Genomic DNA, 22,213 nt, shown 5'->3' on the forward strand with positions numbered 1-22,213 from the left:
AACCTAAATGCAGGTCTATTACGATAAAGACGCCGACCTTTCCATCATCCAGGGCAAGAAGGTCGCCATCGTCGGCTACGGCTCCCAGGGCCACGCCCATGCCAACAATCTCAAGGAGTCCGGCGTCTCCGTGATCGTCGCGCTGCGTCCGGGTTCCGCCTCCGCCATCAAAGCCCAGAACGCCGGGCTGGAAGTCATGGACATCGCCGACGCGGTCAAGGCCGCCGACGTCGTCATGATCCTGGCCCCGGACGAGCATCAAGCCAAGCTCTATAGCCACCAGATCGAGCCGAACATCAAGCAGGGCGCGGCCCTGGCCTTCGCCCACGGCTTCAACATCCACTTCGAGCAAATCCAGCCCCGCGCCGACCTCGACGTGATCATGGTCGCCCCCAAGGGTCCGGGCCATCTGGTGCGCTCCACCTACACCCAGGGCGGCGGCGTGCCCTCCTTGATCGCGGTGTTCCAGGACGCTTCCGGCATGGCCAAGGAAATCGCCCTGTCCTACGCCTCCGCCAACGGCGGCGGCCGGGCCGGCATCATCGAGACCAGCTTCCGCGAAGAAACCGAAACCGATTTGTTCGGCGAACAGGCCGTCTTGTGCGGCGGCGCGACCGCCCTGGTGCAGGCGGGCTTCGAGACCCTGGTCGAAGCCGGCTACGCCCCGGAAATGGCCTACTTCGAGTGCCTGCACGAACTCAAGCTGATCGTGGACCTGATGTACGAGGGCGGCATCGCCAATATGCGCTACTCCATCTCCAACACGGCGGAATACGGCGACCTGACCCGCGGCCCCCGCGTCGTCACCGAGGCCACCAAGCTGGAGATGAAGAAAATCCTGAAGGAAATCCAGACCGGCGAATTCGCCCGCGAATTCATCCTGGAGAACCAAGCCGGCGCCGCCACCCTCAAGGCCAAGCGCCGCCTGGGCCGCGAACACCAGATCGAGCAGGTCGGCGCGAAGCTGCGCGACATGATGCCCTGGATCAAGGCCAACAAGATCGTCGATAAGAGCAAGAACTGATCGACCCGCCGGGCGGACCCTGGCGTCCGCCCTTCCGTGCGGGCGGGGTTCCGCCCGTTCTATGCCGCCCTTGCACGAGCCGACGATGGAACGCAACCACACCCCTCCCAGCAAACCCCGGCGCGGCGTCTACCTGCTGCCCAATTTGTTCACCACGGCGGCCCTGTTCGCCGGTTTCTACGCCATCACCGCCGCCTTCAACCACCGCTTCGAGACCGCCGCCATCGCGATCTTCATCGCCATGGTGCTGGACGGGTTGGATGGCCGCGTCGCCCGCCTGACCAACACCCAGAGCGCCTTCGGGGCCGAATACGACAGCATGGCCGACATGGTCTCGTTCGGCGCGGCTCCGGCCCTGGCGATGTACGTCTGGTCGCTGGCGGGCCTCGGCAAATTCGGCTGGGTCGCGGCCTTCGTCCACGCGGCGGGCGCGGCCCTGCGCCTGGCCCGCTTCAACACCCAGGTCGCCACCGCCGACAAGCGCTATTTCCAGGGGCTGCCCAGCCCCTCCGCCGCCGCCATCCTGGCGGGCTTCCTATGGTTCAGCGAGAGCCATGGGGTCCAGGCCGAATCGGTGAGCTATATCGCCGCCGGGCTGGCCCTGGCCACGGGGCTCCTGATGGTCAGCAATTTCCGCTATTACAGCTTCAAGGATTTCGACCTGCGGGGCCGGGTGCCCTTCCTGTGGGCCATCCTCATCATGCTGGTGTTCGCTCTGGTGTTCACCAACCCGCCCTTGATGCTGTTCGTGATCTTCGGCGGCTACGCGGTGTCGGGCCCGGCCCTGACCCTGGTCCGGTTGCGCAAGATGCGGAGCGAGCGCAAGGTCTAGGGCTTTTCCCAACCACCGGGCATAAAAAAGCCCCGCCGGACCGGCGGGGCTTTTTATTGTCCGGCCTATTCGGCGGCGGCGGCGCGGCCCGCCCGTTTGCGGTCGTTCTCGGACAACAGCTTCTTGCGGATGCGGATGGACTTCGGCGTCACCTCGACCAGTTCGTCGTCGTCGATGAATTCCAGCGCCTGCTCCAGGCTGAACTTGATCGGCGGGGTCAGCAGGATGTTTTCATCGCTGCCGGCGGCGCGGATATTGGTCAATTGCTTGGCCTTGGTCGGGTTGACCACCAGGTCGTTGGAGCGGGAATGGATGCCGAGGATCATGCCTTCATAGACCTCGGTGCCATGTTCGATGAACAAGCGTCCGCGCTCCTGTAGGTTGAACAGCGCGTAGCCCAGCGCCTTGCCCGCCACCATCGACACCAGCACGCCATTGATGCGCTGGCCGATATCGCCCTTCTTCATCGGGCCGTAGTGGTCGAAGACGTGGTAGAGCAGCCCCGTGCCGGAGGTCGCGGTCATGAACTCGGTCTGGAAGCCGATCAGGCCACGCGAGGGCATCATGTATTCGAGGCGCACCCGGCCCTGGCCGTCCGGCACCATGTTGAGCAAATCGCCCTTGCGCTCGCCCAGCTTCTCCATCACCGCGCCCTGGTTGGCCTCCTCCACCTCGATGGTGACGGATTCGTAGGGCTCGCAAGCCTCGCCATCGATCTCGCGGACGATGACCTCGGGGCGCGACACGCCCAGTTCATAGCCCTCGCGGCGCATGTTCTCGATCAGGATGGAGAGGTGCAATTCGCCGCGGCCCGAGACCTTGAACTTGTCGGGGTCGGCGGTATCTTCCACCCGCAGCGCCACGTTGTGCAGCAATTCGCGCTGCAAACGCTCGCGGATCTGGCGGGAAGTCACGAACTTGCCCTCCTTGCCCGCGAACGGCGAATTGTTGACCTGGAAGGTCATGGTCACGGTGGGCTCGTCCACGGTCAAGGGCGGCAGCATCTCCACCGCGTCGGGGGCGCAGATGGTGTCGGAGATTTCCAGGGCGTCGATGCCGGTGAAGGCGATAATATCGCCCGCGCTGGCCTCCGGCACCTCGACCCGTTCCAAGCCTTTGAAGCCGAACACCTGCAACACGCGGGCGTTGCGCTGCTTGCCGTCGCGGCTCACCACCACCACCGGGGTATTGGTTTTGACCGCGCCGCGCTGGATGCGCCCGATGCCGATCACGCCGACATAGGAGTTGTAGTCCAACTGGCTGATCTGCATCTGGAAGCCGCCCTCCTCCTTGACCAGGGGCGGATGCACCTTGTCGACGATGGTCTGGAACAAGGGGTCCATGCTGCCCTCGCGGATGTCGGGATTGTCCCCGGCATAGCCGTTGAGGGCGGAGGCGTAGACCACCGGGAAATCCAGTTGCGCCTCGGTCGCGCCGAGCTTGTCGAACAGGTCGAAGGTCTGGTCCAGCACCCAATGGGCGCGGGCGCCGGGACGGTCGATCTTGTTGATGACCACGATGGGGTGCAGCCCCAGGGCGAAGGCCTTCTGGGTCACGAAGCGGGTCTGCGGCATCGGGCCGTCCACCGCGTCCACCAGCAGCAACACCGAATCCACCATCGACAGCACCCGCTCCACCTCGCCACCGAAATCGGCGTGGCCGGGGGTATCCACGATGTTGATGTGGTAGCCGTTCCAATCGATGGCGGTGTTCTTCGCCAGGATGGTGATGCCGCGCTCCTTCTCCAGGGCGTTGGAGTCCATGACCCGCTCCTCCACCTTCTCGTGGGCGGCGAAGGTGCCGGATTGCTGTAGGAGCTTGTCCACCAGGGTGGTCTTGCCATGGTCGACATGGGCGATGATGGCGATGTTGCGTAATTTTTCGATCATGATGGGAAAAATGACCCGGATTCGGGCGGGGATGGGAAAAGCCAGGGATTCTAACAGAGTCGGGCTGCGATCCGTCAGGCGCGGCTTAGCGCATTCCATGCCAAGCCCGGCCCAGGGCGAAACACAGCGTCCACCCGATGGCCTATGCGCCCCGCGGAGCGGGATTCACAACACCACTTGGGTGCCGAGTTCGATCACCCGGTCGGTGGGAATCCTGAAATAGCTGGCGGCGCTGCTGGTGTTGCGGGCCAGCCCGATGAACAGCTTCATGCGCCACAGCGCCATCTGGGGGCTGGGCGAAGGCAGGAGGGTTTCGCGGCTGAGGAAGAAGGTGGTGTCGGCGGGATCGATATCGAATTCGCGGCTGCTCGATTTCAGCACGCGGGGGATGTTCGGGGTTTCCATGAAGCCATAGCGCAACACGATCCTGAACATGCCATCGGCCAGCTTGGTCACTTCCCGCCGCCGCTCCGCCGCCACCCAGGGCAAGGGCTCGGTCAGCACGGTCATGACGACCACGGTCTGGTGCAAGACTTTGTTATGCTTCAGGTTGTTCAACAGGGCGAAGGGCACGCCGAACTGGCTCCCGGTCATGAACACGGCGGTCCCCGGCACCCTGACCGGCGGCTGCTCGGCGATGCGGGCCAGGAAGACATTGATCGGCATCGCCTCCTCCTTCAGCCGCTCCATCAGCAAGTCGCGGCCCCGCTTCCAGGTCGTCAGCACCGTGAACACGGTCAGGCCGATGGCGAGCGGGAACCAGCCGCCCTCCGGTATCTTCAGCGAATTGGCCCCGAAGAAGGCCAGATCGACCATCAGGAACAGCAACGCCGCCACGCCGCTGAGATAGGGATTCCATTTCCATAGGTTGTAGACCACCACGAAGGCCAGCAGGGTGTCTATCGCCATGGTGCCGGTCACGGCGATGCCATAGGCGGCGGCCAGGTTCGAGGACGAGCGGAAACCCAGCACCAGGGCGACGATGCCGATCATCAGCGCCCAGTTGATCCAAGGGATATAGATTTGCCCCATTTCCTCCTCGGAGGTGTATTGGACGCTCAAGCGGGGCAGGAAGCTCAGGTGCATGGCCTGCGAGGTCAGCGAGAACGCCCCGGAAATCACCGCCTGCGAGGCGATGATGGTGGCGAGGGTCGCGAGGCCGATCATCAGGGCCAGCCATTCGTTGGGCACCAGCAGGTAGAAGGGATTCTGCACCGCCGTGGCGTCCTGGATGAGCAGGGCGCCCTGGCCGAAATAATTCAGCAGCAAGGCCGGCAACACCATGTAGAACCAAGCCTTGCGGATCGGCGCGGCCCCGAAATGGCCCATGTCGGCATAGAGCGCCTCGCCCCCCGTCACCGCCAACACCACCGAACCCAGCACCAAAATCCCATGCCAACCATGCGCGGCGAAGAAATGCGCGGCGTGCCAAGGATTGAGCGCCGCCAACACCCCGGGCGCGCCGGCCAGGCTATGGATGCCGAACCCGGCCAGGGCCAGGAACCATAGCACCATGATCGGCCCGAACAGCGCCCCCACCACCGCCGTCCCGCTGCGCTGCACACCGAACAGGGCGATCAACACCGTCAGCGCGATGGGGATGACATAGGTGTGTAGTTCCGGCCTCAAGACCCCCAGGCCCTCGACCGCGCTCAACACCGAGATCGCCGGGGTGATGATGCCGTCGCCATAGAACAGCGAAGCCCCCGCCAACCCCAGCATCATCAGCGCGGCGCGCCAGGATGGGGAGATGCGTGCCTTCTGGGTGATGAGGGACATCAAGGCCATGATGCCGCCCTCGCCCTTGTTGTCGGCCCGCATGATGAAGACCACGTACTTGAGCGAGATCACGATCAGGATGGCCCAGAAGATCAGGGACAGCACCCCCAGGATATTGTCCGGGGTCGGTTCCACCGCGTGGGCACCTCCGAAACATTCGCGCATCGTGTAAAGTGGGCTGGTACCGATGTCCCCGAACACCACGCCCAGGGCGGCGATCACCAGGTTTTTCTGATCTTTGGGTTGAATGGAAGCGTAGAGGGTGGAGGGCATCGTGGACCGTGCGGAAGGTGGATGGAAAGCGCCCCGTCCAGGGGATCAGGCGGGCGGGACACCGGGAAGGATCGGCCAGGGATACGCATCGGAAATTTATCATTATCTTTAAATAGCCCCGGACCCGGCCATGGCGGCCCGGTATCCGCTCCCTCGGACCCATAAGAAACGGCTCGATCCATGAACCCACCGAAATGGCTTTTCCTATGCTTGGCGCTGGCCTCGTTGGCCGGGTGCGCGGCTTTCGTGGCGAAACAAGATTTTTCGGTCCTGTACGGACCCGCCCACCCCAAGCCGCGCTGGCTAAGCGGCGAACAATATACACGTCGCCTTGCCGAGGGCAAGGTTTCGTTCGGGCGCGATGTGAAGCCCATCCTCGATTCCCGCTGCGTGGTCTGCCATGGCTGCTACGACGCCCCTTGCCAATTGAAGCTGGAGTCGCCCGAAGGTTTGGACCGGGGCGCGTCCAAGACCCTGGTCTACGACGGCGGCCGCATGAAGGCGGCCCCGCCCACCCGGCTGTTCATCGACGCCCAGGATACCGGGGGCTGGCGGGACAAGGGCTTCTTCCCGGTGCTGAACGAGCGCATGGACTCCGAGCAGGCCAACACCGACAACGCCCTGCTCTACCAAATGCTGCTACTCAAGCAGGAACACCCCCTGCCGACCGGCGGACGCTTGCCGGACCAGTTCGAGTTCGGCCTGGAGCGCGAACTGCATTGCCCGGCCCGCGAGGAATTCCAAGGCTTCGCCCGCGAACACCCGGACTGGGGGATGCCCTATGGCTTCCCCGGCCTGCGCCCGCGGGAATTCGACACCCTCACCCTCTGGCTCAAACAAGGCGCGATGATGCCGCCGCCCGCCCCGGTATCCGCCCGCGCCCAGGCCGAGGTGAAACAATGGGAAGCCTTCCTCAACGGCGACACGCCCAAGCAACAACTGGTCTCGCGCTATCTCTACGAGCATTTGTTCGCGGGACACCTGCACTTCAAAGGCCATACGGAGCGCGAATTCTTCCGGCTGGTGCGCTCCACCACCCCGCCCGGCGCGGAGGTCCGGGAAATCGCCACGCCCAAGCCCTACGACGATCCCGGCACCCCCAGGGTCTATTACCGCCTGTTGCCATTGCGGGAAACCGTGGTGGACAAAAGCCATCTGGTCTACGAACTGGGCGCGGCGCGGCTGCGGCGCCTCCAGCAGTTGTTCCTCGAACCCGGCTACGCGGTGGGCGAACTCCCCGGCTACGCGCCCGAGATCGCCGCCAATCCCTTCAAGGCCTTCGCCGCCATCCCGCCGCGCTCGCGCTACCAGTTCATGCTGGACGATGCCTATTTCTTCGTGGCGGGCTACATGAAAGGGCCGGTCTGCCGGGGACAGGTGGCGCTGAACGTGATCCGCGACCGCTTCTGGGTGGCGTTCTTCGACCCGGAACAGGACGCCATCAGCAACGACGCGGCCTTCCTGGCCGAGCAAGGCGAACGGCTGCGCATCCCCAGCGAGAAGAACAACGATATCGAGCTGAGCGACGCCTGGTCGGGCTACGCCGATATCCAAAAATCCTACCTCAAGGCCAAGCACGAATACCTGAACCGCTTGGAGGGCCAGCCGCGCAACTCGCTGGCGGCGATCTGGGACGGCGGCGGACGCAACCACGAAGCGCTGCTGACCGCCTTCCGCCATTTCGACAGCGCCTCGCTCACGCGGGGCTTCGTCGGCGATGCGCCCCTGACCGGCTGGCTGTTGGACTATCCACTATTGGAACGCATCCATTACCTGTTGGTGGCGGGCTTCAATGTGTTCGGCAACGTCAAACACCAGCTCGCGACCCGGACCTTCATGGACATGATGCGGTTGGAGGGCGAGAACAATTTCCTGAGCCTGTTGCCGGCGCGGGAACGCAAAGCCATACACGACCAATGGAACCGGGGCGCCCTGGGCCAGTTGCACGCGGCGATCTACAACCCCTATTACGGCTACGGGCCGGATTCGACGGTGGCGTTCCGAACCGCCGACCCTAAGCGCGAGTTGTTCGAGCTGATCCGGGCCAAGGTGGCGGAGGCCCAACCCGCGCCCGCCGGGTTCGATGGCTGTCCGGGCCGGGAATGCGCCCCGCGCCCGGCCACGGCCTTGGAACAAAGCGTGGCGGCGGCGCTCGGGCCCCTGGAGGAACTGCGGGGCGGCGGCATCCAATACCTCCCGGAACTCGCCTACCTCCGCGTCCACGACGGCCCGGCCAAGGCCGAGGCCAGCCCGGTGTTCAGCCTGGTCAAGAACGAGGCGCTCTCGAACGTGTCGTTGCTGTTCATGGAAAACCTCCGGCGGCTGCCGGGCGAGGACACCCTGACCGTGGTGCCGGAGTTGGTCGGGAGCTATCCCAATTTCTTCTTCGACCTCGACCGCCGCGACCTGCCGGAATTCGTGGGCCGGGTGGCCGCGATCAAGAACGCGGACGATGTCGCGGCCTTGGTGGAACGCTTCGGCGTGCGGCGCAACAACCCCAGGTTCTGGGAGTTCTCGGACTTCTTCAACCAGCGCCACCGCAACCGCCATCCGGTCACGGCGGGTTGGTTCGACCTGAACCGTTACGATAACTTATAAAGCCAAGCGCGGCCCCGATGGGACGTAGCGGTACCGGAATGCCTCCCCGAAGAAAGCTCTGGAGCCCGCTACGCCCCATAAAAGCTACGCATGCTTGGTTCGCAAGCTGCGCGCCTTCGCCCATCGCCACATGAATAGCGTGTCATATCACACAACAAATCATCCATATCCCACATATCATCCGCACTTTGGAATTGGGAATCGGCCACCCCCCCGGTTCTTGAAAATGAATTTCATTTGGCACGAATCTCGAATAGAATCGGGCTTTTAACCTCGACTAGACGCCGTGTTTTTAAGCGATCCCAACGGAAGCCCCGGCAGCGCCGCGAACCGGACAGCGATGGAGCCGGACGACCACCCCCGACACCCAGTTTCCCCGCCCCCTTTCATCGCATGGCTCCTGGACGGGGAAGAACATCCCACCCGGCTCTGGGCCTTGCTGGCCGTCCTGGTGGTTTCCCTGCACTTGCTGGCGCTGGTTTGGCTGCAACAAGCCCATGCGCCCATCCAGGAAAAACCCCTGGTACCGCCGCCCATGGATGTGGCCCTGGTCGCCGCCGAACTCCCACAACCCCAAGCCGCCCCCGAGCCCGCGCCGCAACCGCCCGCGCCGCCGCCCCCCCCGAAGAAAGTCGAGCCACCGCCCCCCAAACCCAAGCCCGTGGTCAAACCGCCGCCGCCCAAGCCGGTGGTGAAGAAAGTGGTCAAACCGGAACCCAAACCGGTGCAGAAAAGCCCCGACGCCCCACCGCGCCCCGAACCCACGCCCGAACGCGACAGCGCCCCGCCGGAACCGCCCCGCGAGTCCGCACACGCCGTGGAAGCCCCGGTCCCACCGAGGGCCGCGCCCGCGGTCAAAGCGCCGACCCCGGTCTCGGTCGCCCACGGCAGGCTGTTGAGCCGACCCGAACCGCACTACCCGGCGTCGGCCAAATCGCGGGGCTTGACCGGCCATGTGAAAGTGAAGATTTGGGTATCGGCCAGCGCCGAGGTGGAAAAAGTGGCGGTCGTCCAAAGTTCCGGCCATGAAATCCTCGACGAGGCGGCGGTGGAAACCGTGCGGGACCGCTGGCGGTTCTCCGCTTCGATGAAAGGCGATACCCCCGTTTCCGACACCTACGAAGTCGTCATCAAGTTCACCCTCAAGCAAGCAGACTAGGAGAACCATGTCCCAAATCCCGGCCACCGCCATCGTCGATGGCACGCTCTACACCCTGACCGCGTTTTCCGTGGCGACTTGGACCATCATCCTGTTCAAAAGCGTCCAGATCTGGCGCAGCGGACGGCAGAACCGGAACTTCCATATATCGTTCTGGGATACGCCCGACCTGGAAACGGCGGAACGCCTGTCCGCCGACCCGGAAGCCGGACCCAAGGCCCGCATCGCCCGCGCCGGTTTCCTCTGGCTCAAGGAACTCAGGAGCGACACCACGGGACGCCTGAAATACCGCGGCACCCCGGAGGAACTGCTGGAACGCGCCCTGCAACGCCAACTGCGGAAAGAACAGCACGCCATGGAACGCGGACTCACCCCGCTCGCCAGCATGGGCAGCACCGCGCCCTTCGTCGGACTGTTCGGCACCGTGGTCGGCATCATGCACGCCCTGCACGAAGTCAGCAAAGCCGGCACCGCGACCCTGGACGTGGTGGCCGGCCCCATCGGCGAAGCCCTGATCGCCACCGCCATCGGCATCGCCGTGGCCGTGCCCGCCGTATTGGCCTACAACTTCTTCCTGCGCCGGGCCAAGTTGCAGCGACTGGGATTGGAGAGCTTCGGACGCGATTTCCTACATCTGGTCCTCAACCCCGACACCGCCAACGGAGGCCGCTGACATGGCGTTCCAAGCCCAATCCGAAGAACAGGAAGCGATGAGCGAGATCAACGTCACGCCCTTGGTGGACGTGATGTTGGTGCTGATGGTGGTGTTCCTGGTCACGGCCCCGCTGCTGACCCAATCGGTCAAGGTCAGCCTGCCCAAGACCGCCAGCACCGACCAAAGCGACAAGGACCAGCCCATGAAGCTGGGCATCGACGCCCAGGGCGGCGTCACCCTGAACACGCAGCCGGTCGCCGACCTCGCCGCGCTGGAAACCACGCTGAAGACCGAGGCCCAAAGCAATCCCGAACTGGCCGTGCATCTCTACGCCGACCAGGCCGTGAACTACGCCCAGGTCGCCAAGGTCATGGCCGCCGTGCAACGCGCCGGGATCGGCAAGATGGCCTTCGTCAGCACCGAAGGTCAGCAATAGGCCATAAAAAATCCCCGTACCGCCGCGCGTTGTTGGGCGATACGGGGATTCGTATTCCTAGCAATCTCAGCTTTGCTCCCAAGGCAGGCCATGGCAACGCCAGCCGCCCACCGTGCCGCGGTGCTTCTGCCCGTCCAGCGGCCCCTCGAATCCCTCCTCGATATTCGCCAGATCGCGGTAGCCCGCCGCCGCCAGCGCGTTGGCGGCGTCCCAGGAACGCTGTCCGCTGCGGCACAGCAGGAACACCGGGGTTTCCGGGTCCGGGATCAATTGCCGGGCGCGTTCCAGGAATTCGGGGTTGGGCCGCCAATCCGGCGCGAATTTCCAGGGCAGGTTGACCGCGCCCACCGGGTGCCCGATGAACGAATATTCCAAAGGATCGCGCACATCCAGCAACAGGGCGGCAGCCCCGGCTTGCAGCGCGGCGTAGGCTTCGGGTGGGGTCAAGCGTTTAATCGCAGTCATGGGATTGCTCCATAGAAGTAGGCGCGGCCCCAAGGCCGCGATGAAAAATCAGCGTCTTCGGGCGACCAGCCTGGCCTGGTCCCCTTCTTCGCGATAGGCCAGCGGTTCCAGTTCCCCAAACAGCAGGCGCAGTTCGCCGGGCCGCAGCAAATAGGCCGGATTGGACGGCCCCGTCGGGCTCCCGACGGTGTAGGTCTGGTAGAACAACACGCCGCCGGGCCGCAGCGCCGCCATCAAGGCCGGGACCAAATCCCGGTCCAGGAACCGGCTGACCACGACCACATCGAAACCGTCCGCCGCCGGGGGACGCGCCACCACATCCCTGGCCTCGACCGCGACCGCCAAGCCTTCCGCCCTGGCGGATTCCGCCAAACGCTCCAGGGCGACCGGGGAAATATCGTAGGCCATGGTTTCCAAGCCACGGCGGGCCAGGAACAGCGCGTTGCCGCCCAGGCCGCAGGCCAAATCCAGCGCCGTCCCGCTCCGGGGCAGGCAATCGGCGTGTTCCGCCAATACCCGCGCCGGACCCGGCGTTTCGCCCGCCACCCGGACCCGGTAAATCCGGTCCCATTTCTCCCGCGCCGCCCGCCCGTCCCGCGTCATGGCCGGTCCTCGCCCTCGCCCTGGAAAATCTGCTCCACGGCGGGAATCAGCTTCTTGTCGATCAGGAACATGATGACGTGGTCGCCCTCCTCGATCACGGTGTCGTGGTGGACCTGGATCACCTCCTCGCCGCGCACCAGCGCCCCCATCACCACGCCGGGGGGAATCTTGATCTTGCCGAGCGGGAGTCCCACCACCTTGGAAAAACCGGGACGGCCATGGGCCACGGCCTCGATGGCCTCGGACGCCCCATGCCGCAGCGAATACACCTGCACGATATCGCCGCGCCGCACATAGCGCAGCAAGGCGCCGATGGTGGCCTGGTGCGGCGAAATCACCAAATCCACCTGGGCGTTGTCGACAATATCGGCGTAGGCGCTCTTGTTGATGAGGCTGATGACCCGCCGCGCCCCCAGCCGCTTGGCCAGCATGGCCGAAAGGATATTGGCCTCGTCGTCGTTGGTGATGGCGCAGAACACATCGGTGTTCTCGATGTTCTCGTTCAGCAGCAATTCCTTGTCGGAGGCATCGCCCGCCAGCACCACGGTATTGGCCAGTTCGCTGGCGATCTTCTTGGCCCTTTTCCGGTCCTTCTCGATCACCTTGACCTGATAGCGCGATTCCAGCGCCAAGGCCACCCGCTTGCCGATATGGCCACCGCCCGCGAAGATCAGGCGCTTATATGGCTTTTCGGTCTTGCGCAATTCGCCCATCACGTCCTTGATCTCCTCGGCGGACGCCAGGAAGAACACCTCGTCGCCGTCCTCGATGATGGTGCGGCCATTGGGCACGATGGCCTTGCCCTTGCGGAAGATCGCGGTGATGCGGGCATGGACGTTGGGCATGTGCTGATGCAATTCGCGGATTTCGTGGCCGACCAGGGGACCGCCCTCGCGGGCGCTGACCGAAACCAGCCGCACCCGCCCCTCGGCGAAATCCAGCACCTGGGACGCGCCGGGATATTCCAGCAGGCGCTCGATGAACTGGGTGATGATGCGTTCCGGGCTGATGACCACATCGATGGGGATGGCTTCCGGCGAGAACATGCCGGGATAGGTGAAATATTCCAGGGCGCGGACGCGGGCGATCTTGCGCGGCACCTTGAACAGCACATCGGCGATGGAACAGGCCAGCATATTGGTCTCGTCGTCGCTGGTGACGGCGATGAGCATATCGGCCTCGGCGGCCCCGGCCCGTTGCAGCACGGTGGGATGGGCGGCGTTGCCCTGGACCGTGCCGATATCGAAGCGGTCCTGCAAATCCTTCAAGAGGCCGGGCTGGCTATCGACCATGACGATATCGTTGGCCTCGCTGGCGAGGCTGCCGAGGACGCTGCTGCCGACCTGGCCCGCGCCTAGGATGATGATTTTCATGTTGGGTTTGGCTTGATGGGAGGGATTGCCGGTGGGCCGTCCCAGGGGTGGCCCACGCCGGGCGGGCATTTTAGCAGGGTTCCGGGGCGGGCATAGGGCGGCGGAAAGCCCTCCGAATCCGGGCACAGCCTTTTTACGATACTATGCGGACCCATAGGTTGGAAAATACCGGAACGCATGATGCCATGGAATGGCCGGACCGCTTATGGGGATTCTCCAGCGCTGTGATCCCCACCCTTGGCCTAAGGGCGGGGACAATGCGCTTATTTCCCCGCCTCCGCCACCGCGAAAGGATTATCGCAATCCACCAGGACGGTGAATTTCCTATCTTTGGTATAGGCGGCCACGGATAACTTATACCCCTGCAATTTCTGCCAAAACGTATCGTTGCCGGCCGGGGGCGGGCATATTTCGCTCTTGAGCCGCGCCTGTTGCGCCTCCGGCGGGCCGGGGATGGGCTGCTGCACCAAGATATCCGCGACCAATTCCTGGCCGCCGAAACCATGGGTGACTTTGACGAATTGCCAGCCGGTTTCCATGGCCTCTCCGGTAAACTGCTTTTGCAGCGCTTCCTGGAGTTCCGGTGGTATTTTCCTACCACAGGAAACCAAGGCCAAGGCCGCGACCAATAATATTATTATTCTCATAGTCTCCTCCTCTGGGTATTATACCCGTCCTTGTTTCTAGGAATGGCGGACGATGTCGGGCCGGGGTATCCAATACCGGAATCATCCCGGCGCGATCCGCCGCCGTCCGCCATTATAAGCCCGCCGCCCGGCCAATCGATTGGCGTTTCACAGCAGCCGGACGCGGCCACCGATGGATCGGCGCGGCGGCGAAAACCCGCCCCGCCCAGGCGGCTGGAACGGGCGATCCTGAACCCAAGCTGAATCCGGCCCGGCCCAGGCCCAAACCCGCCGCGCCATACGCTTGATTTAAAAGGACAATCCAGTACGTCCAGCCAACCCAACAAAAAAGTGTGGACACTGAATTTTTTTTCTTTAGACTGTCGCCCAGCTTCAAGGACGAAGCCAACTTTGAGAGTCGTCAAAGAGGAGGAAGCCCGGTTGGGCTGTATACAACAACAAAAAAGCACTACGAACGGACCGCCCCCAGGGGCGTCCACACAGTAAAAAAACAATAAAAAAATCAGCCCGCCAGAGTCGCGGGCTTTTTTTTGGGCAAAAAAAAGCGACCGCCGAGGGTCGCCAAGAGGAGGAGAACTTTTGGCCCGGCGCACCCGAGGGAACGAAAGTGGCCCGCCGCGAAAGTCCTGTTGAGGTAGGCATAAATTCTACAGGCTATTTGCCCGCTCCCCTATCAGAGGTTCTTATGCCATGGATAACGGCGGATAGAGGATATGCGGATTGACACACCGGCTCCGGCTTTTGCCCCACAGCCCCGGTGTCCGGGAAACAGGCTATTCCGTCCGGCCCGCCCAGCGCTTCCCCCTGGAAACCGGGTAGCCGACGCGGATGGACGGGCTTTTTCCAGTGGCCCCCCGTGCCGGGAGGCCGTGTCGCGCCGGGCAAGCCGGGTTCGACTTTCCCCAGGTGGGGCATTATTATTCGGGCGACTCCCCCCGTCCCGAGCGCTGCTTCCTAAAAATTTCCCCCATCGTTCCAGACATACTCCCGGAGGTTTGACCAGTTATGGAACCCTCGCTGCCCGAACTATTGCTCTCAGGCGCCAAGCTCATGCTGATCGGCATGGGCATCGTGTATCTCTTCCTGGCTTTGCTGGTCTGGATCATCGGCATGACGCACAAGCTGCTCAACCGCTATACCCCGGAACCCGGTCCGGCCCGTTCCAGCCTGGGGCTGGACGAGACCCAAGAGGCGGAAATCGCCGCCGTCATCGGCGCGGCGCTCCACCGTTACCGGCACCCGTGAAACCCCACAACAATAAGGAGCTTGTTCAATGGCTACTCCCTTAGGCATCACCGATGTCGTGCTGCGCGACGCGCACCAGTCCCTGCTGGCGACCCGCCTACGCATCGAGGACATGCTGCCGATCTGCGGAAAACTGGACCAAGTCGGTTTTTGGTCGCTGGAAAGCTGGGGCGGGGCGACCTTCGACGCCTGTATCCGCTATCTCGGCGAAGACCCCTGGGAACGCCTCCGCACACTCAAGCAAGCGCTGCCGAAGACGCCGCTGCAAATGCTGCTACGCGCCCAGAACCTGCTGGGCTACCGGCATTACGCCGACGATGTGGTCGATCAATTCGTGGAACGCTGCGCCGTCAACGGGGTGGATGTGTTCCGCATCTTCGACGCCATGAACGACCCCCGCAATTTCGAGCGGGCCATCCAAGCCACCCTGGCCGTGGGCAAGCACGCCCAAGGCACGATTTCCTATACCGTCAGCCCGGTCCACACCATCGAGATGTGGGTGGACCTCGCCAAGCGCCTGGAGGACATGGGCTCGCATTCCATCGCCATCAAGGACATGGCTGGATTATTGAAACCCTATGTGGCCTACGAGTTGGTCAGCCGCCTGAAACAGGCGGTGAGCGTGCCCATCCACATGCAATCCCACGCCACCACGGGACTCAGCACCGCCACCATCCTCAAGTGCGCGGAAGCCGGCATCGACAACGTGGATACCGCCATTTCCTCGATGAGCATGACCTACGGCCACAGCGCCACCGAGGCCGTGGTCGCCGCGTTCGAAGGCCAGGACCGCGACACCGGCCTGAACCTCAAACTACTGGAAGAAATCGCCGCCTATTTCCGCGAAGTGCGGAAGAAGTACGCCAAGTTCGAGGGGAGCCTTAGGGGCGTCGATAGCCGCATCCTGGTGGCCCAGGTACCGGGCGGCATGTTAACCAATATGGAAAGCCAGTTGAAGGAACAAGGCGCTTTGGACCAATTCGACGCCGTGTTGGAAGAAATCCCCCGCGTGCGCGAAGACCTGGGGTTCATTCCGCTGGTGACGCCCACCTCCCAAATCGTCGGCACCCAGGCGGTGATGAACGTCTTGATGGGCGAGCGCTACAAATCCATCGCCAAGGAAACCCAAGGCATTTTAAAAGGCGAATACGGGTCCACGCCCGCCCCGGTCAACGCCGAATTGCGGGAACGGGTATTACAGGGGGCCGAGCCCATCACCTGCCGTCCCGCCGACCTACTGGAACCCGAAATGGACAAGCTCACGGCGGAGCTCCACAAACTCGCTGGTGAACAAAGCTTCAAACTGGCCGGGGACGCCATCGACGACGTGCTGACCTATGCCCTGTTCCCGCAGATCGGCCTCAAATTCCTGCAAAACCGCGGCAAGCCCGAAGCCTTCGAGCCGCCGCCCAGCGCCGAGAAGGCGGCACCGCAAGCCACCGCATTCGACGTGACCGTGAATGGCCGGGTCTACCGGGTCGATGCCGGCAGCGGCGAGGTGCTATCGGTCAATGGCCGGGATTACAAAGTGGCCGTGGCCCCGGCGGCGGGCGCGGTTCCGGTGGCGCGGCCCGTAAGCGGCGGCGGCGGCGAAACCGTCAAAGCCCCGATGGCCGGCCATATCCTGCGCATCCAGGTCAAGGAGGGCCAGCACGCCGAACCCAACAAGGTGGTGATCGTGATGGAAGCCATGAAGATGGAAACCGAAATCCGCACCCGCAACGGCGGCCTGGTCGCGAACATCGCCGTCAAGGTCGGCGATACCGTCGCGGCCCAGGACGTTCTGATGACCCTGGAGTGAGGTGGACAATGGAAGGTTTCATCCAACTCTGGGAAAGCACCGGGCTGTCCAATTTCCAGCCCGGACAGGCGATGATGATGGCGGTGGGTTTCCTGCTGCTGTACCTCGCCATCAAAAAGGAATTCGAGCCGCTGCTGCTGTTGCCCATCGGCTTCGGCGCGGTGTTGAGCAATATCCCGGTCGCCGGGATCGCCGAGGAAGGCGGCATCCTGTCCTATCTCTATCTGGGCATCAAGTCGGGCATCTTCCCCTTGTTGATCTTCATGGGCGTGGGGGCGATGACCGATTTCGGCCCGATGCTGGCCAACCCCAAAACCCTGCTGTTGGGCGCGGCGGCGCAGTTCGGCATCTTCGGCACCCTGCTCGGGGCCTTGGCCTTGAACCTGGTGCCGGGACTCCATTTCAGCTTCAAGGACGCCGCCGCCATCGCCATCATCGGCGGCGCGGATGGCCCGACCTCGATCTATGTCGCCTCGAAACTGGCTCCCGACCTGCTCGGGGCCATCGCCGTGGCGGCCTATTCCTACATGGCCCTGGTGCCCTTGATCCAGCCGCCCATCATGCGCGCCCTCACCACGCCGGAAGAGCGCCTGATCGAAATGGCCCAGCTCCGCCGCGTGTCCAGGGTCGAGAAGGTGGTGTTCCCCATGGTGCTGTTGATCCTGAGCGCCATGCTGCTGCCCTCGGCGGCCCCCTTGATCGGCATGTTCTGCCTGGGGAATCTGCTGCGCGAATCCGGCGTGGTGGACCGCCTCAGCAAGACCTCGCAGAACGAACTCATCAACATCGTGACCATCTTCCTGGGATTGTCGGTGGGTTCCAAGCTCAGCGCCGGGCAGTTCCTCCGGGCCGAGACCTTGGGGATTCTGGTACTGGGAGCCTTGGCGTTCAGCTTCGGCACGGCTTCGGGCGTCCTGATGGCGAAAGCCATGAACCTCATCACGCCGAACAACAAAGTCAATCCCTTGATCGGGGCCGCCGGGGTGTCCGCCGTGCCGATGTCGGCCCGCGTCGCCAACAAGGTCGGTCAGGAGAGCAACCCGCATAACTTCCTGTTGATGCACGCCATGGGGCCGAACGTGGCCGGGGTGATCGGGTCGGCGGTGGCGGCGGGGGTGTTGCTGGCCTTGGTGCGCTGAGGGGCACCGCCAGCGGATTGATCGATGATGGACGGAACCTCACACCCAGGCGCGGAGGTTTCCATGTACTTTCGCCTTGGCGCGCTTTGCGCCTTCGGGTGAGGAAGCGGCGCAATGCCGTGACCACCGCCAAGGATCGGGCGCATCCAAGCCCACGGCGCTTGGGCGTCCCTCCTGGGCGCGGTAGGATAAACCCAGGGCGACGGCGACCCGTCCACGGGTTCCGCCGCGCCCACGGTCCCCAACCAGTTCCCCCCCAACTCCCTATGCAATCGAGCTTCATCGGCATCTTCGACTCGGGCGTCGGCGGCTTGGCCGTCCACCGCGCCGCCCGCGAACTACTCCCGCAGCAATCCTTCGTCTACGTCGCCGACTCCGGCTTCGCGCCCTATGGCGACCGCGAACCCGCCTACATCGCCCACCGGGTCGCGGCCATCGCCGACGCCCTGGTCGAGCGCGGCGCGCAAGCCCTGGTCATCGCCTGCAACACCGCCACCGTGACCGCCGTGGCCGCGCTCCGGGCCAAGCACCCCATCCCCATCGTCGGCATCGAACCCGCCATCAAACCCGCCGCCGCCTTGAGCCGGGGCGGGCGGGTCATCGTCCTGGCGACCCAAAGGACCACCGAAAGCGAAGCCGTGGCCCGGCTCTGCGCCCGCCACGGGGCCGGTGCCCAAATCGTGCTGCAAGCCTGTCCCGGACTCGCCGATTTGGTCGAGGCCGGCCACATCGACGGCGAAGCGGTCACCGGCCTGCTCAAGCGCTATCTCGCCCCCGTGGCCGCGCGGGCGGGCGATGTCATCGTGCTGGGCTGTACCCATTTCACTTTCCTGGCCGACCGGATACGCGGCCTGGTCGGTCCCGATGTCGTCCTCATCGAACCCTCGGCAGCCGTGGCCCGGCAATTGGCGCGGCGGCTCCCCACCGGCCCGGCCCACGACGGCCCCGCCAGCGAAACCTTCTACACCACCGCCGCCACGCCGCCCGCCATCGGCGCGGTCATGTCCAAACTGCTGGGCCGCCGCGTCGAGGCGCTGGCGGCCCATGGGCTCGGCCTCGCCATGCCCGCTATCCCGCCGCCTTGAGCCGCGCAAACGCCGCCAAGGCCCGCTCCCGGCTGGACTTCAAATCCACGATGGGCAGGGGATAGGTTTCCCCGAGCCGCACGCCCGCTTCCCGCAACACGGCGGGCGCGGCCTCCCAAGGCCGGTGGATCGCCGCGTCCGGCAAGCCCGCCAGTTCCGGCACCCAGCGCCGCACATAAGCCCCGTCGGGGTCGAAGCGCTGCCCTTGCAACACCGGATTGAACACCCGGAAATACGGCGCGGCGTCGGCCCCGCAACCGGCGGTCCATTGCCAGCCCAGGGTATTGTTGGCCAAATCGGCATCCACCAAAGTATCCCAGAACCAACGCGCACCCTTCCGCCAGGGAATCAGCAGGTTCTTGGTCAACAGCGACGCCACCACCATCCGCACCCGGTTGTGCATCCAGCCGGTGCGCCACAACTCGCGCATCCCGGCATCGACCAGGGGATAGCCGGTCTGGCCGCGCTGCCAAGCCGTGAGCGCCTCCTGGTCATCGGTGGCCCAGGGGAACGCCTCGAACTTGGCGTCCAAGGGCGCATCGGTGGTATCGGGGAAGTGGTAGAGCAGATGATGGGCGAACTCCCGCCACGCCAGTTCGCGGACATAGGCTTCGGCCCCAGCCTCGGCCTCGGGCGGCAGCGCCCGCCGCACGGCGTGGACGATCTGGCGCGGGCCGACCTCGCCGAAATGGAGATAGGGCGACAAACGCGAGGTATCGGGCAAATCGGGCCGGTCGCGCCGTTCGTGATAGCCCGCCAGGGCGGAATCGATGAATCCGGCCAAGCGCCGCGCCGCGCCGTCTTCCCCCGGCTGCCAGCCTTCGCGGAAACCGGCATCCCACGGAATCCGGGGCAACAAACCCAAATCCCCGACGGCCAAGCTCCACAGTTCATCGGCCACCGGTGGCAAGTCTGCCGGCGCGGGTTCGGGCGGAAAATCCAGCCCGCGTTTCTGCATCGCCTTCCAGAACGGCGTGAACACCCGGTAGGGCTGGCCGCCCTCGCGCAGCAGTTCCCAAGGCTCGTACAACAGGCCGCTGTTATGGCTCTCGACCGTGAAATAGCCCTCGTTGCGCAACACCCGCTTGATTTCGGCGTCGCGGGCGATGGCGGAAGGTTCGTAGCAGCGGTTCCAATAAACGGCGGTCGCGCCGGTCTCGGCCAACAGCCCGGCCAGCACCTGGAAACTCGCCCCGCGCCGCAGCACCAACCGCGAGCCCAGGCGGCGCAAATCGGCATCGAGCGCCATGAGGCTATGATGCAGCCACCAACGGGACGCCGACCCCATGGGCCAAGTCCCGCCGCTGACCGGGGCGTGGATATAGACCGGCACCACCCGCTCGGCGGCGGCGAGCGCGGCCCGCAGCGCGGGGTTGTCGGCGAGGCGCAGGTCTTGGCGGAACCAAACCATCGCGGTCTTCATGCGCCGCCCGTCCCGCACACGCCATCGCGGCAACGCTTGGCGAAATGCCAGCCCGCGAAATGGCGGTAGGCCCAATCCAGCACGGGCTCCAAGCGCAAGGCCCGGCATACGCGGGCCAGCCAACGGTAACGCGGCAGGATCGCCCACAACGCCAGGAAACCCCGCGCCCCCTTATGCGGCTGCCCGGCGGGGTCGATGACATGGAACACCTGTAGCGCTTCCAGGCGCGACACGCCATAGGCGGCGGGGTTGGCGTCGAGGGGCGCTATATCCACCCAATCGATGGGGGCCGCCGCGCCCGCGACGCGGCGGTAATGGGCGATTTCCCGGCTGCACAGCGGGCAGCCGCCATCGTATAGAACGGTGTGGTTCGGTTCGGACATGGGAGGCTCCTGATGGGTTAGGGTTCGGGATTTTGGAGGGGGACGGCTCGGCCACATCGCCCGCCGGGTTAGGATAAGCGCCCTCCCCCAACTTCCGCCGCCGCCATGAAAGTCTATCGTTTGCACCGCGTCCAACGCCTGCCCATCACCCTGGAACAAGCCTGGCCGTTCTTCTCCACCCCGCGCAACCTGGAACGCATCACACCGGGCTTCCTCAACTTCGTGATCACCTCCGACCCGCCGGAGGATATTTATGCGGGACTCATTATCACCTACCGGATCGCCGCCGTGGCCGGGGTGCCGATGACCTGGGCGACGGAAATCAAGCATGTGGAGCCGCTACGCCGTTTCGTGGACGAGCAGCGGATCGGGCCGTTCCGGTTCTGGTATCACGAACACAGCTTCCGGGCGGTCGAGGACGGCATCGAAATGGAGGATAGAGTGCATTACGTCATGCCTTGGGGCTGGCTCGGTAGGCTGGTCCATGCCGTGTTCATCGGGGCGCGGCTCAGGGCGATTTTCGACTTCCGGCGGGAGTATCTGGCGGGGCTCTGGCAAAGCGCCGAAGCCCTCAATCCTTCACCGCCACCAACATGTAATTGATGCCCTCGTACCGGATCAGCCGGAAAGTCCGGTGCCAAGGATTCATGCCGACCCCGGTCCGCCCCACCAGACGCATCCCGTCCCGTTCCAGCAAAGCCCGGAGTTCCTCAGGGCTAGGGAATTTCCGCCACTGGTGGGTGCCCTTGGGCAACCAGCGCAACACATATTCCGCCCCGAGGATCGCCCCCAGGAACGAAGCCCAAGTCCGGTTGATCGTGGCGACCACCATCATCCCGCCCGGCCTCACCAACCCGGCGCAAGTCCGCATGAACAAGGGCAAATCGGCCACATGCTCCACCACTTCCATATTCAGGACCGCGTCGTAGCTTTCGCCCCGCGCCAGCAAGTCCTCCGCCCCGGTCCATTCGTAGCGGATGGCGAGCCCGGAGGCTTGGGCATGACGTTCGGCGATGCGGATGTTCTTCTCCACCACGTCCACCCCATGCACCTCGGCCCCCAGCCGCGCCATGGCCTCGCTCAGCAAACCACCGCCGCAGCCGATATCCAGCAGCCTGAGTCCCGCCAGCGGTGCCCCGGCGGTGGCGGCGCGGTTGAAATACCCCGCCAACCGGTCGCGGATATAACCCACCCGCAACCCGTTCAGCCGGTGCAAAGGCCAGAACGGCCCGTCCGCCTGCCACCAGAGTTGGGCCAGTTTCTCGAAACGGGCGGCTTCGGCGGGATCGAGGGTCGGGGCGGACGGGTTCATGGGAGTCTCTCCTGGGGAATCTCGGTAGGCGGGTTTTATAACCCAGGCCCGCCGCCACCGAAACCAATCCTTATTGTTTGCCGCCAACACGA

The 22,213-nt window shown here is 64.4% G+C and carries 20 protein-coding genes; 11 read left to right on the top strand and 9 right to left on the bottom strand.

Translation table 11 applies throughout. From position 1 onward, the window contains the following. The first annotated feature begins 7 nt into the window (after positions 1–7). Complete coding sequence (ilvC, locus tag K5658_RS14740) at positions 8–1,024, top strand: ketol-acid reductoisomerase (RefSeq protein WP_221063871.1); 1,017 nt, start codon at positions 8–10, stop codon at positions 1,022–1,024. 85 nt (positions 1,025–1,109) lie between these two features. Continuing rightward, a complete protein-coding gene (pssA, locus tag K5658_RS14745; RefSeq protein WP_221063872.1) occupies positions 1,110–1,856 on the top strand; it encodes a CDP-diacylglycerol--serine O-phosphatidyltransferase in 747 nt (248 codons plus the stop codon). A gap of 65 nt (positions 1,857–1,921) precedes the next feature. On the opposite strand, the gene typA is transcribed toward pssA, so the two are convergent. Together typA and K5658_RS14755 are read right to left on the bottom strand one after the other, a co-directional pair. Beyond that, complete coding sequence (typA, locus tag K5658_RS14750) at positions 1,922–3,745, bottom strand: translational GTPase TypA (protein WP_221063873.1); 1,824 nt, start codon at positions 3,743–3,745, stop codon at positions 1,922–1,924. Between the two features lie 165 nt (positions 3,746–3,910). Next, positions 3,911–5,797 (bottom strand): potassium transporter Kup, encoded by a 1,887-nt coding sequence (locus K5658_RS14755; protein WP_221063874.1) that lies wholly within the window; start codon positions 5,795–5,797, stop codon positions 3,911–3,913. Between the two features lie 180 nt (positions 5,798–5,977). On the opposite strand from K5658_RS14755, the gene K5658_RS14760 reads away from it, so the two are divergent. From K5658_RS14760 to K5658_RS14775, 4 genes are all read left to right on the top strand, one after another. Beyond that, positions 5,978–8,395: a fatty acid cis/trans isomerase gene (locus K5658_RS14760; RefSeq protein ID WP_221063875.1), complete on the top strand. Its 2,418-nt coding sequence runs from the start codon at positions 5,978–5,980 to the stop codon at positions 8,393–8,395. Between the two features lie 340 nt (positions 8,396–8,735). Further along, positions 8,736–9,554 (top strand): energy transducer TonB, encoded by an 819-nt coding sequence (locus K5658_RS23990; RefSeq protein ID WP_221063876.1) that lies wholly within the window; start codon positions 8,736–8,738, stop codon positions 9,552–9,554. 7 nt (positions 9,555–9,561) lie between these two features. Next, entirely contained in the window at positions 9,562–10,227 is a 666-nt protein-coding gene (locus K5658_RS14770; protein WP_221063877.1) for a MotA/TolQ/ExbB proton channel family protein, read from the top strand. 1 nt (position 10,228) lies between these two features. Continuing rightward, positions 10,229–10,645, top strand: coding sequence for an ExbD/TolR family protein (locus tag K5658_RS14775; protein WP_221063878.1), 417 nt, complete (start codon positions 10,229–10,231; stop codon positions 10,643–10,645). Positions 10,646–10,711: 66 nt separating this feature from the next. On the opposite strand, the gene K5658_RS14780 is transcribed toward K5658_RS14775, so the two are convergent. The 4 genes from K5658_RS14780 to K5658_RS14795 all read right to left on the bottom strand — a co-directional run bounded on the left by K5658_RS14780 (position 10,712) and on the right by K5658_RS14795 (position 13,733). Next, entirely contained in the window at positions 10,712–11,110 is a 399-nt protein-coding gene (locus K5658_RS14780; protein WP_221063879.1) for a rhodanese-like domain-containing protein, read from the bottom strand. A gap of 48 nt (positions 11,111–11,158) precedes the next feature. Further along, positions 11,159–11,713 carry a class I SAM-dependent methyltransferase gene (locus K5658_RS14785; protein WP_221063880.1) on the bottom strand — a complete coding sequence of 185 codons (555 nt, stop codon included), beginning with the start codon at positions 11,711–11,713 and terminating at the stop codon, positions 11,159–11,161. Beyond that, entirely contained in the window at positions 11,710–13,086 is a 1,377-nt protein-coding gene (trkA, locus tag K5658_RS14790; RefSeq protein ID WP_221063881.1) for a Trk system potassium transporter TrkA, read from the bottom strand. The genes K5658_RS14785 and trkA overlap by 4 nt, the downstream gene beginning before the upstream one ends. Before the next feature lie 263 nt (positions 13,087–13,349). Next, the gene (locus K5658_RS14795; RefSeq protein ID WP_221063882.1) at positions 13,350–13,733 is read right to left on the bottom strand and encodes a hypothetical protein; all 384 of its coding nucleotides are present in this window, start codon (positions 13,731–13,733) and stop codon (positions 13,350–13,352) included. A 1,005-nt stretch (positions 13,734–14,738) separates the two neighbouring features. Here K5658_RS14795 and K5658_RS14800 point away from each other — a divergent pair. The 4 genes from K5658_RS14800 to murI all read left to right on the top strand — a co-directional run bounded on the left by K5658_RS14800 (position 14,739) and on the right by murI (position 19,003). Next, complete coding sequence (locus tag K5658_RS14800) at positions 14,739–14,978, top strand: OadG family protein (protein WP_221063883.1); 240 nt, start codon at positions 14,739–14,741, stop codon at positions 14,976–14,978. Between the two features lie 28 nt (positions 14,979–15,006). Continuing rightward, a complete protein-coding gene (gene oadA, locus K5658_RS14805; protein ID WP_221063884.1) occupies positions 15,007–16,779 on the top strand; it encodes a sodium-extruding oxaloacetate decarboxylase subunit alpha in 1,773 nt (590 codons plus the stop codon). A gap of 8 nt (positions 16,780–16,787) precedes the next feature. Continuing rightward, positions 16,788–17,918: a sodium ion-translocating decarboxylase subunit beta gene (locus K5658_RS14810; RefSeq protein ID WP_221063885.1), complete on the top strand. Its 1,131-nt coding sequence runs from the start codon at positions 16,788–16,790 to the stop codon at positions 17,916–17,918. 266 nt (positions 17,919–18,184) lie between these two features. Then, a complete protein-coding gene (murI, locus tag K5658_RS14815; protein ID WP_221063886.1) occupies positions 18,185–19,003 on the top strand; it encodes a glutamate racemase in 819 nt (272 codons plus the stop codon). On the opposite strand, the gene K5658_RS14820 is transcribed toward murI, so the two are convergent. After that, entirely contained in the window at positions 18,987–20,426 is a 1,440-nt protein-coding gene (locus tag K5658_RS14820) for a cryptochrome/photolyase family protein (protein WP_221063887.1), read from the bottom strand. The two genes, murI and K5658_RS14820, sit on opposite strands and share 17 nt — an antisense overlap. Next, positions 20,423–20,809, bottom strand: a complete 387-nt coding sequence (locus K5658_RS14825; RefSeq protein ID WP_221063888.1) for a thiol-disulfide oxidoreductase DCC family protein — start codon at positions 20,807–20,809, stop codon at positions 20,423–20,425. The genes K5658_RS14820 and K5658_RS14825 overlap by 4 nt, the downstream gene beginning before the upstream one ends. 105 nt (positions 20,810–20,914) lie before the next feature. Between K5658_RS14825 and K5658_RS14830 the strand changes: the two genes are divergently transcribed. Next, a complete protein-coding gene (locus K5658_RS14830; protein WP_221063889.1) occupies positions 20,915–21,412 on the top strand; it encodes an SRPBCC family protein in 498 nt (165 codons plus the stop codon). Here K5658_RS14830 and ubiG read toward each other — a convergent pair. Then, on the bottom strand, positions 21,381–22,121 hold the full coding sequence (gene ubiG, locus K5658_RS14835; RefSeq protein WP_221063890.1) for a bifunctional 2-polyprenyl-6-hydroxyphenol methylase/3-demethylubiquinol 3-O-methyltransferase UbiG: 741 nt from the start codon (positions 22,119–22,121) through the stop codon (positions 21,381–21,383). The genes K5658_RS14830 and ubiG overlap by 32 nt on opposite strands. Positions 22,122–22,213 lie beyond the last annotated feature (92 nt).

It is taken from the genome of Methylomagnum ishizawai (assembly GCF_019670005.1).
Lineage (GTDB): Bacteria > Pseudomonadota > Gammaproteobacteria > Methylococcales > Methylococcaceae > Methylomagnum > Methylomagnum ishizawai.

Bases quoted from the DNA above. Each gene is read 5' to 3' on its own strand.
- ilvC (WP_221063871.1), top strand. From the start codon at position 8: ATGCAGGTCTATTACGATAAAGACGCCGACCTTTCCATCATCCAGGGC.
- pssA (WP_221063872.1), top strand. From the start codon at position 1,110: ATGGAACGCAACCACACCCCTCCCAGCAAACCCCGGCGCGGCGTCTAC.
- typA (WP_221063873.1), bottom strand. From the start codon at position 3,745: ATGATCGAAAAATTACGCAACATCGCCATCATCGCCCATGTCGACCAT.
- K5658_RS14755 (WP_221063874.1), bottom strand. From the start codon at position 5,797: ATGCCCTCCACCCTCTACGCTTCCATTCAACCCAAAGATCAGAAAAAC.
- K5658_RS14760 (WP_221063875.1), top strand. From the start codon at position 5,978: ATGAACCCACCGAAATGGCTTTTCCTATGCTTGGCGCTGGCCTCGTTG.
- K5658_RS23990 (WP_221063876.1), top strand. From the start codon at position 8,736: ATGGAGCCGGACGACCACCCCCGACACCCAGTTTCCCCGCCCCCTTTC.
- K5658_RS14770 (WP_221063877.1), top strand. From the start codon at position 9,562: ATGTCCCAAATCCCGGCCACCGCCATCGTCGATGGCACGCTCTACACC.
- K5658_RS14775 (WP_221063878.1), top strand. From the start codon at position 10,229: ATGGCGTTCCAAGCCCAATCCGAAGAACAGGAAGCGATGAGCGAGATC.
- K5658_RS14780 (WP_221063879.1), bottom strand. From the start codon at position 11,110: ATGACTGCGATTAAACGCTTGACCCCACCCGAAGCCTACGCCGCGCTG.
- K5658_RS14785 (WP_221063880.1), bottom strand. From the start codon at position 11,713: ATGACGCGGGACGGGCGGGCGGCGCGGGAGAAATGGGACCGGATTTAC.
- trkA (WP_221063881.1), bottom strand. From the start codon at position 13,086: ATGAAAATCATCATCCTAGGCGCGGGCCAGGTCGGCAGCAGCGTCCTC.
- K5658_RS14795 (WP_221063882.1), bottom strand. From the start codon at position 13,733: ATGAGAATAATAATATTATTGGTCGCGGCCTTGGCCTTGGTTTCCTGT.
- K5658_RS14800 (WP_221063883.1), top strand. From the start codon at position 14,739: ATGGAACCCTCGCTGCCCGAACTATTGCTCTCAGGCGCCAAGCTCATG.
- oadA (WP_221063884.1), top strand. From the start codon at position 15,007: ATGGCTACTCCCTTAGGCATCACCGATGTCGTGCTGCGCGACGCGCAC.
- K5658_RS14810 (WP_221063885.1), top strand. From the start codon at position 16,788: ATGGAAGGTTTCATCCAACTCTGGGAAAGCACCGGGCTGTCCAATTTC.
- murI (WP_221063886.1), top strand. From the start codon at position 18,185: ATGCAATCGAGCTTCATCGGCATCTTCGACTCGGGCGTCGGCGGCTTG.
- K5658_RS14820 (WP_221063887.1), bottom strand. From the start codon at position 20,426: ATGAAGACCGCGATGGTTTGGTTCCGCCAAGACCTGCGCCTCGCCGAC.
- K5658_RS14825 (WP_221063888.1), bottom strand. From the start codon at position 20,809: ATGTCCGAACCGAACCACACCGTTCTATACGATGGCGGCTGCCCGCTG.
- K5658_RS14830 (WP_221063889.1), top strand. From the start codon at position 20,915: ATGAAAGTCTATCGTTTGCACCGCGTCCAACGCCTGCCCATCACCCTG.
- ubiG (WP_221063890.1), bottom strand. From the start codon at position 22,121: ATGAACCCGTCCGCCCCGACCCTCGATCCCGCCGAAGCCGCCCGTTTC.